This is a genomic window from Croceicoccus naphthovorans, assembly GCF_001028705.1.
Classification (GTDB): Bacteria; Pseudomonadota; Alphaproteobacteria; order Sphingomonadales; family Sphingomonadaceae; genus Croceicoccus; species Croceicoccus naphthovorans.
Window position 1 is genome coordinate 686,619 of record NZ_CP011770.1, and the last position, 13,890, is coordinate 700,508.

A 13,890-nucleotide genomic window follows, 5' to 3' on the forward strand; every position below is an offset into this window, starting at 1 on the left:
TTATTCTCCCAAGGGTCCGACAAGGCCGAAATTGGCCCCGTCCGGATCGAGCGCGACGACGATATGCTCGCCGCCCGGCACCTCCATCGGACCCATCAGGACGGTGCCTCCGTTGCTTTCTATCGCGGCCTTCGCGGCGGTGACGTTGGGTACGCGGAAATAGAAGTGCCAGCAGTGCGGTCCGATCGGGAACTGCGCCATCGGACCTTCCGGCACGGCTTTCATGACCGCACCGATGCGCAGGTCGTTGACGTCCAGAAAGGAGTAGTCGCCCATTTCGCCCATAGGCATGCGTTCGTTGACTGCCATACCCGTCAAGGCCCCATAGAATGCGATCGCGCCCTCGGCATCGCTGGTCAGCAATTCGTTCCAGCCGCACTTGCCGAAATCGTTACGGTCCTCGCCGGCGAACACCTCGCTGCGCTCGGGGCTAGCACCGGTCATCAGATAAAATGGAATGCCCTGCGGATCGGCGACATAGGCCATGCGGCCCACGCCGGGCAGGTCGAACGGGTCCATTGTTACCGATCCGCCAAGCTCTTTGAGTTTCGCGACAGAGGTATCGACATCGGGCGTCGCGAAATAGGCCAGCCAGCGGGGCTTCATCCCGCAGGATTTCATGCTGTCGGCCAGCGTCATGGCGCCGCCGGTCGCATCGTTGTCAGCGCGTTTCAGAAAGTAATAATCGGTGCCGCCTTCGGCTGCCATGTGGGCCTTTTCAATCGACCACCCGACGACCGCCTCGTAAAATGGCGCAACCTTCGACAAGTCGTCGCTCAACAATTCATACCAGATCGGTTCGCCCGCCTGATTTGCCATCCTCTTTCTCCCGGCAATCGGCTCGATTAGCGGCCCATCGTAAAAATCGGCTCGAACCCGCCGAAGATCATCCGCTTGCCATCGAACGGCATCTCTTCGGGCATTTCCATTTCGGCCTCCATTTTCTCGGATGCTGCGTCGCAGGTCGCCCGGTCTGGCCAGACGATCCACGAAAAAACGATCTTCTCGTCAGCGGTCGCCTTTACGGCCATGCGGAAATCGGTGGTCTTGCCGTCGGCGACATTGTCCTCCCAGGCCTCCACGATCTCGGTCGCGCCCAGCGACTTGAAATAATCGGCTGCCTCGGCTGCCATGTCGCGATAGGCCTCTTTCTTGTCGGCGGGGACGGGGATCAAAAAACCTTGAATATACATCGTTCAGGCCTCCGTTTTCTGGGGTGCAAGGGTGTCGTCGAAATCGGCCAGTTGCGCATCCAGCGCGGCCTTGAAGGCAGGGCGCGACACCGCGCGGTCGAGATAGGCGGAAAGAACGGGGCGGGACTGCACCAATCCGTTCCCATCGGCCTCTCTCAGCACGGTGGCGATGGTAATGTCGGCGATGGAAAAGTCCCCCGCCAGCCATTCGCGCCCCTCCATCGCGGTCGCCAGACGGTCGAACCGTTTGGCGGCGTTTTCCTCCAGCGAAGGGCGGCGCAGGTCGGCCCATTCCTCGCCCTTGGAAAACGTGTTCACGTTGCTCAGTTCGAAGATCGTCGGTTCGATCGAGTTGAGACCGGCAAAGGTCCACGATAGCGCATCGGCCCGTGCCTGACCCGATGCTGGCAGCAGGCCGCATTTCTCGCCAAGGTGGACAAGGATCGCGCCGCTTTCAAACAGGGTCAGTTCGCCATCCTGCAGCACGGGCACCTGGCCCCAAGGCTGTTCGGCATAGAACCATTCGGGGCGCTTCATTGCGCTGATCAGGCGGGTGGAATAATCGATCCCGCCTTCCTCGCACGCCCATCGGGCGCGCAGGTCGCGGACGAAACCCTTGGCGAAGGGCGGCACCCATTCGAAACCGGTGATGACGATTTCACTGTCGGAAACTTGCGGCATCGTTGCTCTCCTTCAGGCGTTGACTTCGGCGGGCGGGCCTTGCTCTGCGGCGGCGGGATCCATCCACATGGGTTCCCAGATGTGACCGTCAGGGTCGGCAAAGGAACGCGTCGTCATGAACCCATAATCGGTCGCCGGATCGGCATCGGCGGTTCCGCCACTTTCCCCGGCAACGCGGTTCATCGTTTCCACCGCTTCGCGCGATTCCAGGCTGAGGCAGAGGCGCAGGGCGGACGAACCGTCCGTCGTGATCGGGCGATCGGTAAAGCTCTGCCACTTCGCGTGGGTCAGCAGCATGACGTAGATCGTTTCGGACCAGACCATGCAGGCAGCAGTTTCGTCTGTGAACTTCGGCTCGTTCGTAAATCCAAGCGCGGCATAGAACGCCATCGACCGCGGCAAATCGGCGACCGGCAGGTTTATGAAAATCATCTTCTGCAACGCACTTCTCCACTTCGATCGAACGACTCGAGTCGCCTCTCGCTTGCGATTCGTGCGCAGAGTGGTTACAAAATGCAACCATGAAGTCTCTAAATGGAACTATAGAGGCGACGGACCGAGCCCAAGAGCCTCTGCACGGACGGTGGTATGGCGACGCCTGCGGCGCGTCGTTTGCCATGGAGCTGATGGGCGAACGCTGGTCGCTGCATGTAATGCGCGAGCTGATGATGGGGCCGCTGCGCTTTTCGCAGATCCGCGCGAACCTGCCCGGCATCAGCGCCAAGGTTCTGACCGAGCGACTGGAAAAGCTGGGGCAGGCTGGCGTTGTCGTCCGCCGCATGTTGCCGCCGCCTGCCTCTGTGCAGGTCTACGAACTGACGCCTTGGGGGTACGAGGCGGAGGAGGTGATGAAGGCGCTTGGGCGTTGGTCGGTCCGGTCGCGGGCGCACGATCCGACTCTGCCGTTGACGCCGGTATCGGCGATGCTGTCTCTGCGGACAATGTTGCGGGTTCGGGCGGATTTTGACGCAACCGTCGATTTTCTGTTCGCCACCGACCAGTTTCGCGGAACGCTGAAGAACGGGGAACTGACGTTTCAGCGTCTGGTCGAACCGGACGGTACTGCCGACCTTACGTTCGCGGCGGCGTCGCCCAATGCGGTCCTGCCATATTTCTACGGCAAGCGTCCGCTGGCCGATGTGGAACGCGACTTCGGCCTCTCGGTCTTTGGCGACCGCGATCTGGCCGACCGGTTCTGCTCGCTCTTCGCCCTGCCGCCCAAGGTCAGTTGATCCGCATTAGGCTGTTGCAGCGCAGCGCCTCGGCGTTTACCGACCGCACACGATGAACGACATGACCAACAGCCACCAGACCGTCCTTGCCGCGCCCGATACCGAAGTCGACGTGCGCGAAACCTTCGGGATCGATATCGACATGAAGGTACCGGCCTTTTCGAAGGCGGACGAGCGCGTGCCCGACGTCGATCCCGCCTACGTGTTTGACCCGGATACGACGCTGGCGATTCTGGCCGGTTTTGCCCACAACCGCCGCGTGATGGTGCAGGGCTATCACGGAACGGGTAAGTCGACCCATATCGAACAGGTCGCCGCGCGGCTGAACTGGCCTTGTGTGCGCATCAACCTTGACGCGCATATCAGCCGAATCGACCTTGTCGGTCGTGACGCGATCGTGCTGCGCGACGGGTTGCAGGTGACCGAATTCCGCGAAGGCCTGCTGCCGTGGGCGCTGCAGACGCCGACTGCGCTGGTGTTCGACGAATACGACGCGGGCCGCCCCGATGTGATGTTCGTGATTCAGCGCGTTCTGGAAACTGCAGGCAAGCTGACCCTGCTGGACCAGAACCGCGTTATTCGCCCGAACCCGTATTTCCGCCTGTTCGCGACGGCCAATACGGTCGGCCTTGGCGATACCAGCGGGCTTTATCACGGAACTCAGGCGATCAACCAGGGCCAGATGGACCGCTGGAACATCGTCGTCGGCCTGAACTATCTACCAGAGGCGACCGAGGTCGAGATCGTCAAGGCAAAGGTGCCCGAGATGGACGAGGCGACGATCACCAAGATGGTCCGCACCGCAGACCTGTCGCGACAGGGCTTCATCAACGGCGATATTTCCACGGTCATGAGCCCCCGCACGGTGATCAGTTGGGCGCAGAACACACAGATCCTGCACGACATCGGCTTCGCCTTCCGCCTCTCGTTCCTGAACAAGTGTGACGAGACGGAACGGATGCTGGTGGCAGAATACTACCAGCGCGTGTTCGGCACCGACTTACCCGAGAGCGTCGTCGGTAAAGCCTGAAGGCCAGACTTTATCGGAACACATGCGTCGTTTCTCCCGTTTTCCTGTATAGTCAGGAATAGGAGGATGCCATGACCGATCATGTATTCAAGCTAAGCGAAATCGTGGGCACATCTCACGAAGGCAGCGACGCCGCGATCCGCGCCGCGCTAAAGCGCGCGCAATCGACTATCCGCAACGTGAAATGGTACGAAGTCGTCAGCCAGCGTGGCTTCGTCGAAGATGACGGCACCGTGCAGCACCAGGTGGTGATCAAGGTCGGTTTCGCACTCGACGATTGAGCGAAGTTCAGCCCTGCGGCGTGACGAGGAATTTCTCCCCCGTCCGCCGCGCGTTATAGGCCATTACCGCATCGCGGCTGAGCATTTCGCGCAGGGTTACGCGCTGTGAATAATGGCTGGCGAACGTGGTTTTCAGCCCGGCCATGATCCGCGCCTGAAGCCGTTCGCGCATTCCCGGTTCGGCGGATTGCAGGAATGGAAACAGTAGCCACCCGCCGACCTGCCAGCTGAACCCGAAGAAGCGGTCGATGACGACCGGCCCTGTATCGAGCAACCCGTAAATATAGCCGCGCTTCATCGTATTCGACCCATAGGGGGTGAAGCCTTCATCGCGCGAGGCGACCGTTTCCATCGCGTTCAGGATGCGGCCTAACTGGTTGCCGCCGCTGATCGGATCGAAGGCGACATAGGCTTCGGTCTCCGCAATCGCGGCGACCAGTTGCGCCTCGTAATCGTCGTCTTTCATGTTCAGCGCATGCTTCGCGCCAAGCCCGCGCAGCAGGGCGACCTGTTCGTCGGAACGAACGATGTTGACGATGTCGATCCCGTCTTCCTGACAGATGCGCAGCAGCATTTGGCCAAGGTTCGACGCGGCGGCGGTATGGATGATCGCCTTGGCCCCATCGCGCTTCATCGTTTCCACAAAGCCCAGCGCGGTCAGCGGATTGACGAAAGCGGCGGCGCCTTCCTCTGCATTGATGTCGTCGGACAGCGGCATACAGGCGCCGACCGGCGCTATACAATAGCGGGCGTAGGTTCCGAACGCCAGACAGGCGACCCGTTTACCGAGCAAGGCTTGCGCCGCCTCGCTATCCCCCGCTGCGACGACCCGGCCAGCGCCCTCGTTGCCGACGGGCATCGCTTGGCCGAGCCGCTTTCCCATTGATGCGACGACCCCTTGCGATATAGACGCGACGATCTTGCGGTCCGAATATTCGGCATTCGCAACGTCGGCTGCGCCGAACAGCAGGCCAAGGTCTGACGGGTTGATCGGGGCCGCCTCTATCTCGATGACGACTTCGTTGGGGCCCGGATCGCGCATCGTGGATTTGACCAGTTCGACCACCAACCTGCCATCCGCGTGCGCGGTCGAAGTTATCATTTCGTTGGCGAATTCGGTCACGGTGCCTCTCCTTCATAGCGGGCCTTTACGAAATAGAGCCCGTCGGGCGGCGCATTCAAACCCAGCGCTTGTCTGTCGCACGCCTCCAGCGCCTGCCGCATATCGTCCTCGCTCCACCGGCCCATCCCGACCAGCGCAAGGCAGCCGACCATCGAGCGGACCTGGTGGTGCAGGAAGCTGCGCGCCTCGGCATGGATACGGACTTCGCTGCCCCCGGTTCCCTCGGCGCGTTCCACGTCCAGCCGATCCAGCGTCTTCAATGGTGATTGTGCCTGGCAATGGGCAGAGCGGAAGGTGGTGAAATCGTGGCAACCAACAAGGTGCTGCGCCGCGCTATGCATCGCCGCTGCATCCAGTGGCGCGGCGACCTGCCACATACGCCCTCGCTCCAGCGTCAGCGGCGCGCGGCGGTTGGCGATGCGATAGACATAGGCGCGACCGACGCAGGAAAAGCGGGCGTGCCAGTCGTCCGGCACGACTTCGCACGCGGTCACCGCGATGGGGTCGGGGCGCAGCTTGGCGTTGACGCCCTCCATCAGGCGGAAGGCATCGATGTCTTTCTCGATATCTACATGGGCCCGCATGGCCAAGGCATGGACGCCGGTGTCGGTGCGCCCGGCGGCGTGCATCCGCACCGCTTCGCCAGTGATGGCCTCGACCGCTTCCTCGACCGACTGTTGAACCGATGGGCCATGGTCCTGCCGTTGCAGGCCCATGAACGGGCCGCCGTCGAATTCCAGGGTCAGCGCAAATCGGGTCATCTTGGGGGGTTCACCGGATCTCGGTGCCCGCCGGGATCGGTTTGCCGCGCAGCATCGCCTCGGTCGCCATGGCTGGCTTGCCCGCGCGCTGCACCAAGGTGGGCCGGATCGCGCCATAACCGCAGGCGATGGTCAGTTCGTCGTCCAGAACCGTAGCGGTCGCGCCCTCGCGCCCGATTACGTCGGCATCCAGCACGCGGATGCGTTCGCCCTCCAGTTCGAAGAACGCGCCGGGGCGCGGGGCGAAGGCGCGGACCTGCCGTTCGATGAATTCCGCGCCCTTGGTGAAGTCGATCCGCGCTTCGGCCTTGTCGATCTTGTGGGCATAGGTCACGCCCTCCAGCGGCTGTTTTTCGGGGCGAACGTGGGGCAGGCGAGATAGCACTTCGACCATCGCCTCAGCCCCCATCGCGGCGATTTCGTCGGTCAGTTCGCCAGCGGTCTTGCGTTCGATCCGGGTGGTGCGTTTGAGCAGCATCGGCCCGGTATCGAGGCCCTTCTCCATCTGCATGATCGTCACGCCCGTCGTCGCATCGCCTGCAAGGATCGCGCGCTGCACCGGCGCCGCCCCACGCCAACGCGGCAGGATCGACCCGTGGACGTTGAGGCAACCGTGCGTCGGTGCCTCCAGCACTGCGACCGGCAGCAGCAGGCCATAGGCCGCGACCACACCGACATCGGCATTCAGCGCGGCGAAGGCGTCCTTCTCCTCCTGCGGCTTAAGGCTGGGCGGGGTGCGCACCTCGATCCCCAATTCCTGGGCGGCGAGATGCACGGGAGAGGGCTGCAATTTCTTGCCCCGGCCTGCCGGACGTGGCGGCTGCGAGTATGCGGCGACGACTTCGTGCCCCGCATCGACGATCGCGCGCAGCGTCGGCACCGCGAAGTCGGGGGTTCCCATGAAGATCACGCGCATCTGTTTATCATCCTGCCTTCGCTCTTCCTGAGCGGCGCGCCAGTCCCTATCTTCGCCCCGATGGCTTCACAAGGTTCAGGTGGAAACGAAATAGAGCGGCTGGCTTCGGCGCTGGCCCGCTTGCCGGGGCTTGGCCCCCGTTCGGCCCGGCGCGCGGTGCTGTGGCTGGTGAAGCGGCGAGAGGACGCTCTGGTCGAATTGCTCGCTTCTCTGACCGCGGTGCGAGACAGTCTTGTCGAGTGCGAGACTTGCGGCAACGTCGATACCGCCAACCCCTGCCATGTCTGCACCGATCCGCGCCGCGATGCCCGCTCGATCTGCGTGGTAGAGGACGTGGCGGACCTTTGGGCGCTGGATCGGGCCAAGCTGTATAACGGACGTTACCACGTGCTGGGCGGGCGCTTGTCGGCGCTCGACGGCGTGGGGCCGGAGGATCTGACGATCGGCCAATTGCTGACGCGGGTTGAGGCGGGCGTGGACGAGGTCGTCCTCGCGATGAACGCCACGCTGGAGGGGCAGACGACTTCGCACTACATCGCAGAGCGGCTGGAGGGCATGCCCGTCCGCGTCACACAGCTTGCCCACGGTCTGCCGGTGGGCGGAGAGCTGGACTACATGGACGAAGGCACCTTGGCGCAGGCTTTGCGGGCGCGCAGGCCAGTGTCCTGATCCGGGCATCCTGACGCAGCTTGCCGGAATCGCGCGGCATCCCTAAATGGGGCGCATGGCTATCCGCGAAATCATCGAAGTTCCCGATCCGCTGCTGAAGCAGGTATCAAAGCCCGTCGAGACGTTCGACGACGAGCTGAAAACGCTTGTCGAAGATATGTTCGAGACGATGTACGACGCCCCCGGCATCGGCCTTGCCGCGATTCAGGTCGGCGTGCCGCTGCGCGTGCTGGTGATCGACCTTCAGCCTGAAGACCCCGATGCAGAGCCGGTGGCGTGCAATCACGACGGGCACGATCACCATCACCAGCCGACGAAGAAGGAACCGCGGGTTTATGTGAACCCGGAAATTCTGGATCCTTCGGAAGAGACCAAGGCCTATCAGGAAGGCTGCCTCTCGGTCCCCGACATCTATGCAGAGGTCGACCGCCCCGCCACCTGCCGCGTGCGGTATCAGGATCTCGACGGAAACACCCACGAAGAGGCCATGGACGACCTGATGGCGGTGGTGATCCAGCACGAGATGGACCACCTGAACGGCGTTGTGTTTATCGACCACCTGTCGCGGCTGAAGCGCAACATGGCGCTGAAAAAGCTGCAGAAGCTGCGGGCTGCGTAGTTTGTTGGTCCGGCTCCTTGAGCCGGACCCCTCAGACGCCGGGCGCCGGGCATCCGCCCGGCTTGGCTTCCTCGCATAAGCTCGGGCGCGCGTTCGCGCTTGCGGGTGTCGCTTCGCGCCCCGGGTCCCCGGCGTTAGCTTGCCTTACGCTGCTACGGCCTCGTCATGCAGGTCTTCCATGGCGGCCTTGCAGTCGCGCGCACATTCGCGGCACATCTGGGCACAGCGTTTGCAGTGCGGGTTGTCGTGCTTCTCGCATTCCTCGGCACAAGTCTCGCAGGCCTTGACGCATAGTGCCAGCATCGCGCGGATGACCGATCGGTTTTCATCCGTTCGGCGGCTGGCCACGCGATAGGTGGCGGTGCAGATGTCGCTGCAATCGCTGCACAGGCGCATGCACCGGCTCATGTCCATGTCCTCGGCGGCGCAGGCATCGACGCAGGAATTGCAGATCGCCGCGCAATACATGGCGTGCTTGACCGCAAGGCCGAGGGTCTCGTTGTAGTCGGAACCTACGGCGGGATGCTCGGAAATCATCTTCTGGATAGACATTTTGAAACTCCTTCTACCCGACTGACGGTCGGCACTGGGGAGAAGTTCCGAAACGGTCCGACAGGGCGCTTGCCCTGCACGATGTTCGATGTATGTTCTTGCGAATGGATATCCTTGCGCTTGTTTTCGCCGTGGTCGCGCTTGTCGTCGGCCTTGTTGCCGGATGGTTCTTCGGATCGCGGCCCGTCGCCGACTGGCGTGCGCGGCACTCCGGGGTTGAGGCCGATCTCAAAGAGAAGGACGAGAAATTCCGCGCTGCCATCGCCGAACTCGCGACGATGAGCGAGCGGGCCGACCGGGCCGGAGCGATCGAGGATCAGTTGCGCGAATCGCGTGCGCAGGTCGAGGCGCTGCGGGTGTCGGTGGCGGAACTGAACAAGGACCGCGCCAATCTTGCCGAGCGCGAGGTTCTGCTGAAGGAAGCGCGCGAGGAGCTGGGCAAGCAGTTCGAGGCGATGGGCAACAAGGCGCTGGAAGGCGCGCAGGCCCGCTTTCTGGAACGCGCGAACGAGCGGTTTTCCGAGAGCGAGAAGACCAATGCGGCGCGGATCAAGGCCTTGCTGGAACCGGTGGGTTCGCGGCTGAAAGCCTATGAGGAGCAGGTCGCCGCGCTGGAGGAAAAGCGGGTCAAGGACTTCGGCAGCCTTGCCGGCGTGATCGAACAGATGCGGCTGGGTCAGGAAGAGGTTCGGCGCGAGGCGCAGCGGCTGGGCAACTCGCTGACCAATGCGCCGAAGGCCCGCGGTCGCTGGGGCGAGCGGGCGTTGCAGAACGTCCTCGAACAGTGCGGCCTTGCCGAGCATACCGATTTCCACCTCGAACATTCGATGGATACCAGCGAAGGGCGGTTGCGCCCCGATGCGATCGTCAACGTGCCGGGCCAGAAGAAGCTGGTCATCGACGCCAAGGTGTCTTTGAACGCCTATCAGGCCGCGTTCGAGGCCGAGGATGGCGAAGAGCGGCAGCGGCATATGGACCTGCATGCGCGGTCGATGCGCAACCATGTCCAGACGCTGGGGTCCAAGGGCTATCAGAGCCAGTTCGAGGATGCGCCGGATTATGTGGTGATGTTCGTGCCGGGCGAGCATTTTGTCGCCGCCGCGCTGGAGCATGATCCGGAGCTGTGGGATTTTGCCTTCCGCAACAAGGTGCTGCTGGCGACGCCCACGAACCTTGTCGCCATCGCGCGGACGGTTGCGCAGGTGTGGCGGCAGGACACCATCGCGCGCGAAGCCGTTGCGATTGGCAAGGCTGGATCCGAACTCTACGACCGGCTTGCCGTTGCGGCGGAGCATTTGAAGCGCGTTGGCGGCGGGTTGGAAACGGCGGTCAACAACTACAACAAGTTCGTCGGCAGCTTCGAACGCAACGTGCTGTCTTCGGGCAAGCGGCTGGCCGAAAAGGGCATCGAAATCGGCAAGCGCGAGATCGAGGACGTGCCGCTGGTCGAAGCCGCACCGCGTTATGGGTCGGACGATACAGCCGCCGGGGAACCGAAGGACGTTGCGCGGCTTTCCATAAGCGATGATCAGACGGAGACGCGCAAGACAGGCTGATAGTAGCCGCATCGGGGCCATGATCCCCGGCGTGGCGGCTATTGCGCTCGCGGGCGTGGCCCTGATGGGATTTTCGCGCGGTCCGGCAGAGGCAGAGGAACCCGCGGCGATCAGGGCCGAACCGGTCATGGTCGATGGCACGGTGGCGACCGGTCCTTATGCGCCCAAAGACGAATGCGCCTATCTGCCTGGCTTCGCAGCATTCCGGTCCGCGCTGATGACGGCAATCGACGCGCGCGATGCCGATCAACTGATCGCCTTGTCGCACCCCGGCATCGAACTCGACATGGATGGCGGGGCGGGAATCGACGAATTTCGGCGACGGCTGGACGCTGACGACACGCTCTGGCTCGAACTGGCAGAGTTGAAGGAACTGGGCTGTGCCAGCGACGGCGGGACCGACGCCGTGATGCCGTGGATCGCCGCGAGAAGCGGGTCCGATCACGATCCCGATACGACGTTCTGGGTAACGGACAACTCCGTCCCGCTGCGCGTTTCGGGCACGGACAACGCGCCGCAACTCGCCAAGCTCGATCGCGATCTGGTAGAGATGATGGGCGGTGACACCAAGGGATTTCGCAAGATTGCGACCCAATCCGGACAGATCGGTTATGTTAAAGCCGCCGATCTGCGCGAACTGGGTGATTACCGGTTGTTCATGACGCGCGGACCGAACGGCTGGTCCATCGACATGTTTCTGGCCGACGGCTGACCGTTAGCGCAGCTTGGCCAGCACCTCGTACGCCAGCACCGCCCCGGCAATCGAAGCATTCAAACTGTCAGCGCGGCCCAGCATCGGGATCGTGACGCGCAAGTCGCACTCTGCCTCGTACTCTTCGGGCAGCCCCCGCGACTCGTTGCCGACCATCACGAAGCACGGCGCGGCATAGGGCGCATCGCGATAATCATGCGGATCGCGCAAGGATGCGGCGACCAATTGCCCCGGCCCTTCGCGCAGCCATTTGCGAAACTCCTCCCACCGTGCTTGCGCCAGCGGTACGGTGAAGATCGCACCCATGCTGGCCCGCACCGCTTCGACACTGAACGGATCGGCGCAATCGTCGATCAGCACCAGCCCGCCCGCGCCAACCGCATCGGCGGTGCGCAGCATCGTGCCGAGGTTGCCCGGATCGCGCATTGCCTGCGCCACCAGAACCAGCGGCGCGCCATCGCGGCTGATCCGCGTCAGGGCCGTATCAAGTTCGGCAAACACGCCGCAGACGGCCTGCGGATTGTCTTTACCGGTAATCTTGGTCAGCGCGTCTTGCGACACCTCGATCACGTCGCCGCCTGCCGCTTCGGTCGCGGCTACCAACTCATCGAGTAGCGGATGCCGTTCGCGCCCCTCTGCCATCGCCAGAATTTCGGGCAGGTGCCCGGTTTCGCGCGCATCGGTCAGCAGCCGCAGGCCTTCCGCCATAAAGCGTTGCTCACGCCGACGGTGCTTCTTGTCGCGCAGCGAGCGCAGGTATTTGACGGTCGGATTGGAAAGGCCGGTTATCTGGCGCATCGAATAGCCCGAAAAGGATCACTCCTCGCCGAACTTGTCCTCTACCAAAGCACAAAGCTGATCCAGCGCGCTGGCAGCATCGGGGCCGGTCACGGCGATCTGGATCTCGTCGCCCTTGGCAGCGCCCAACATCATCAGGCCGAGGATCGAGCCGCCTGCGGCTTCGGACCCTTCGCGCACCACGCGGACCTTGTTGCCTTCCGGCAATCCGGCGACAAGCCCGACGAACTTCGCGCTGGCCCGCGCGTGCAGTCCGCGCTGGTTGGTGATCAGGACCGTGCGGGCAAAGGTGTCGCTCACTTCGGTCCCGCTCATGCGTCCTGCCCCAGAAATTCGGATGCCACGGTGATATAGTTGCGACCCGCATCGCGCGCAGCGGACACCGCCTGCGTGACCGACATTTCCGTCCGCGCACCCGCAAGACGGATCAGCATTGGCAGGTTGATCCCCGCAATCACCTCGACCTCGCCCGCGCGCAGCAGCGAGATGGCAAGGTTGGAGGGCGTGCCGCCGAACAGGTCGGTCAGGACAATGACCCCCTTGCCCGAATTCGCCTTGGCGATCGCGTCGCTGATCTCCGTACGACGCTGTTCCATGTCGTCGTTCGGGCCGATGCAGACGGGGATCACGTCTTCTTGCGGGCCGACGACGTGTTCCATCGCGCGAACGAATTCTTCCGCAAGATTGCCGTGGGTAACGAGGATGAGGCCGATCATGAGGTTCCCAAGTTTCGTCCGACCCACGCTGCAATATTCGGGATGAACCACAGGTGGCTCTGCCGTTCAGGCTGCTGACGGTCCGTGGGGGAAGACTCGCCGCAGGTCATGCGCGGGCCGCGCCTTCCACACCATCGGCGGCGTTCGAGTCAAGGTTGCGATGCAGAAGGGTGGGATTGTGTCCCAATCCGCGAAGCGCCGCGGCCAGTGCTTCCGCCGCGAAGACCGAACGGTGTTTGCCCCCGGTGCACCCGAACGCGATGTTCACATAGGCCTTGCCCTGCGCCTCGTACCGGGGGAGCAGGAAGATCACGAGATCGCGAATGCGTTCAAAGGCTTCGGCCCAGGCCGGGTCGCCCTGAATACGCTCTGCAACCGGCGCATCGCGGCCTGTCAACGGGCGCAGGTTCTCGTCCCAATGCGGGTTGTCGAGGAAGCGCATGTCGAAGACGAGGTCCGCTGTCGGCACCATGCCGCGCGCAAAGCCGAAGCTGGACACGGTGACCGTCATGTCCTGCGGCGCGGTCGGCGCGAACAGCTCGCGAATCGTGCGCAGCAGATCGTTGCTCGAAAAATCGGTGGTGGAAATGACCACGTCGGCCCAGCGGCGCAGCGGTTCCATCAACTCGCGCTCTGCCGCGATGCCGGCGGCGGCGGGGCGGTCGGCGGCCAGTGGGTGGCGGCGGCGGGTTTCGTTGTAGCGCCGCTCAAGCTCTTCCGCGCCGCAGTCGAGGAACAGGGTGGAAAAGGCGAAGTCCTCGGCCTTGGCCAGTCCCTCGATCTCCGCCATCACCGCGTGCGGATCGAAGCCGCGGGTGCGCGAATCGAAACCGATGGCAAGCGGCCCGCTGTCGCCGTCCTGCCCAGCGCCGGGGGCGGTGTGCAGCAGGCGACCGATCAAGCGGACAGGAAAATTGTCGACCGGCTCCCACCCCAGATCTTCCAGCGCGCGCAGGGCGGTGGTTTTCCCGGCACCCGACAAGCCGGTGACGAGCAAGACACGGGTCGGACGATCGGGCGAGTCGCTCAGCATTGGACGGCCCTTCTAGGC

The 13,890-nt window shown here is 63.3% G+C and carries 19 protein-coding genes; 7 read left to right on the top strand and 12 right to left on the bottom strand.

Features of this window, described 5'->3' with window-relative positions; genetic code table 11:
- From AB433_RS03440 to AB433_RS03455, 4 genes are read right to left on the bottom strand one after another with little or no spacing between them, the layout of a single operon-like run.
- Entirely contained in the window at positions 1–819 is an 819-nt protein-coding gene (locus tag AB433_RS03440) for a VOC family protein (RefSeq protein ID WP_047819931.1), read from the bottom strand.
- A 26-nt stretch (positions 820–845) separates the two neighbouring features.
- Positions 846–1,193, bottom strand: a complete 348-nt coding sequence (locus tag AB433_RS03445; protein ID WP_047819932.1) for a DUF1428 domain-containing protein — start codon at positions 1,191–1,193, stop codon at positions 846–848.
- Between the two features lie 3 nt (positions 1,194–1,196).
- A complete protein-coding gene (locus tag AB433_RS03450) occupies positions 1,197–1,874 on the bottom strand; it encodes a glutathione S-transferase family protein (protein ID WP_047819933.1) in 678 nt (225 codons plus the stop codon).
- Positions 1,875–1,886: 12 nt separating this feature from the next.
- Positions 1,887–2,306, bottom strand: coding sequence for a VOC family protein (locus tag AB433_RS03455; RefSeq protein WP_311735619.1), 420 nt, complete (start codon positions 2,304–2,306; stop codon positions 1,887–1,889).
- Between the two features lie 89 nt (positions 2,307–2,395).
- Between AB433_RS03455 and AB433_RS03460 the strand changes: the two genes are divergently transcribed.
- The 3 genes from AB433_RS03460 to AB433_RS03470 all read left to right on the top strand — a co-directional run bounded on the left by AB433_RS03460 (position 2,396) and on the right by AB433_RS03470 (position 4,417).
- Positions 2,396–3,106 carry a winged helix-turn-helix transcriptional regulator gene (locus AB433_RS03460; RefSeq protein WP_047819935.1) on the top strand — a complete coding sequence of 237 codons (711 nt, stop codon included), beginning with the start codon at positions 2,396–2,398 and terminating at the stop codon, positions 3,104–3,106.
- Positions 3,107–3,158: 52 nt separating this feature from the next.
- Positions 3,159–4,136, top strand: coding sequence for a cobaltochelatase subunit CobS (gene cobS / locus AB433_RS03465; RefSeq protein ID WP_047819936.1), 978 nt, complete (start codon positions 3,159–3,161; stop codon positions 4,134–4,136).
- A 71-nt stretch (positions 4,137–4,207) separates the two neighbouring features.
- A complete protein-coding gene (locus tag AB433_RS03470) occupies positions 4,208–4,417 on the top strand; it encodes a dodecin (RefSeq protein ID WP_047819937.1) in 210 nt (69 codons plus the stop codon).
- Positions 4,418–4,424: 7 nt separating this feature from the next.
- On the opposite strand, the gene AB433_RS03475 is transcribed toward AB433_RS03470, so the two are convergent.
- The 3 genes from AB433_RS03475 to fmt are packed head-to-tail and all read right to left on the bottom strand — an operon-like array spanning position 4,425 to position 7,217.
- Positions 4,425–5,540: a zinc-binding dehydrogenase gene (locus tag AB433_RS03475; protein WP_375782397.1), complete on the bottom strand. Its 1,116-nt coding sequence runs from the start codon at positions 5,538–5,540 to the stop codon at positions 4,425–4,427.
- Positions 5,537–6,301 carry a tRNA pseudouridine(38-40) synthase TruA gene (gene truA, locus AB433_RS03480; protein WP_047819938.1) on the bottom strand — a complete coding sequence of 255 codons (765 nt, stop codon included), beginning with the start codon at positions 6,299–6,301 and terminating at the stop codon, positions 5,537–5,539. The genes AB433_RS03475 and truA overlap by 4 nt, the downstream gene beginning before the upstream one ends.
- 10 nt (positions 6,302–6,311) lie before the next feature.
- A complete protein-coding gene (fmt, locus tag AB433_RS03485; RefSeq protein WP_047819939.1) occupies positions 6,312–7,217 on the bottom strand; it encodes a methionyl-tRNA formyltransferase in 906 nt (301 codons plus the stop codon).
- Between the two features lie 60 nt (positions 7,218–7,277).
- Here fmt and recR point away from each other — a divergent pair, with 60 nt between their 5' ends.
- Positions 7,278–7,886 carry a recombination mediator RecR gene (recR, locus tag AB433_RS03490; RefSeq protein ID WP_047819940.1) on the top strand — a complete coding sequence of 203 codons (609 nt, stop codon included), beginning with the start codon at positions 7,278–7,280 and terminating at the stop codon, positions 7,884–7,886.
- Between the two features lie 55 nt (positions 7,887–7,941).
- Positions 7,942–8,505, top strand: coding sequence for a peptide deformylase (def, locus tag AB433_RS03495; RefSeq protein ID WP_047819941.1), 564 nt, complete (start codon positions 7,942–7,944; stop codon positions 8,503–8,505).
- 144 nt (positions 8,506–8,649) lie between these two features.
- Here def and AB433_RS03500 read toward each other — a convergent pair whose 3' ends face one another.
- On the bottom strand, positions 8,650–9,057 hold the full coding sequence (locus AB433_RS03500; RefSeq protein WP_047819942.1) for a four-helix bundle copper-binding protein: 408 nt from the start codon (positions 9,055–9,057) through the stop codon (positions 8,650–8,652).
- A gap of 104 nt (positions 9,058–9,161) precedes the next feature.
- Between AB433_RS03500 and AB433_RS03505 the strand changes: the two genes are divergently transcribed.
- Entirely contained in the window at positions 9,162–10,613 is a 1,452-nt protein-coding gene (locus AB433_RS03505; RefSeq protein WP_047819943.1) for a DNA recombination protein RmuC, read from the top strand.
- Positions 10,614–10,644: 31 nt separating this feature from the next.
- Positions 10,645–11,325 (top strand): hypothetical protein, encoded by a 681-nt coding sequence (locus AB433_RS03510; RefSeq protein ID WP_156170658.1) that lies wholly within the window; start codon positions 10,645–10,647, stop codon positions 11,323–11,325.
- A gap of 3 nt (positions 11,326–11,328) precedes the next feature.
- Here AB433_RS03510 and AB433_RS03515 read toward each other — a convergent pair whose 3' ends face one another.
- The 4 genes from AB433_RS03515 to rapZ form a co-directional block, all read right to left on the bottom strand.
- On the bottom strand, positions 11,329–12,123 hold the full coding sequence (locus AB433_RS03515) for a TrmH family RNA methyltransferase (RefSeq protein WP_047819945.1): 795 nt from the start codon (positions 12,121–12,123) through the stop codon (positions 11,329–11,331).
- 18 nt (positions 12,124–12,141) lie between these two features.
- The gene (locus AB433_RS03520) at positions 12,142–12,438 is read right to left on the bottom strand and encodes an HPr family phosphocarrier protein (RefSeq protein WP_047819946.1); all 297 of its coding nucleotides are present in this window, start codon (positions 12,436–12,438) and stop codon (positions 12,142–12,144) included.
- On the bottom strand, positions 12,435–12,839 hold the full coding sequence (locus AB433_RS03525) for a PTS sugar transporter subunit IIA (RefSeq protein ID WP_047819947.1): 405 nt from the start codon (positions 12,837–12,839) through the stop codon (positions 12,435–12,437). Before AB433_RS03525 ends, AB433_RS03520 begins: the two co-directional genes overlap by 4 nt.
- 106 nt (positions 12,840–12,945) lie before the next feature.
- A complete protein-coding gene (rapZ, locus tag AB433_RS03530; RefSeq protein WP_047819948.1) occupies positions 12,946–13,872 on the bottom strand; it encodes an RNase adapter RapZ in 927 nt (308 codons plus the stop codon).
- Positions 13,873–13,890 lie beyond the last annotated feature (18 nt).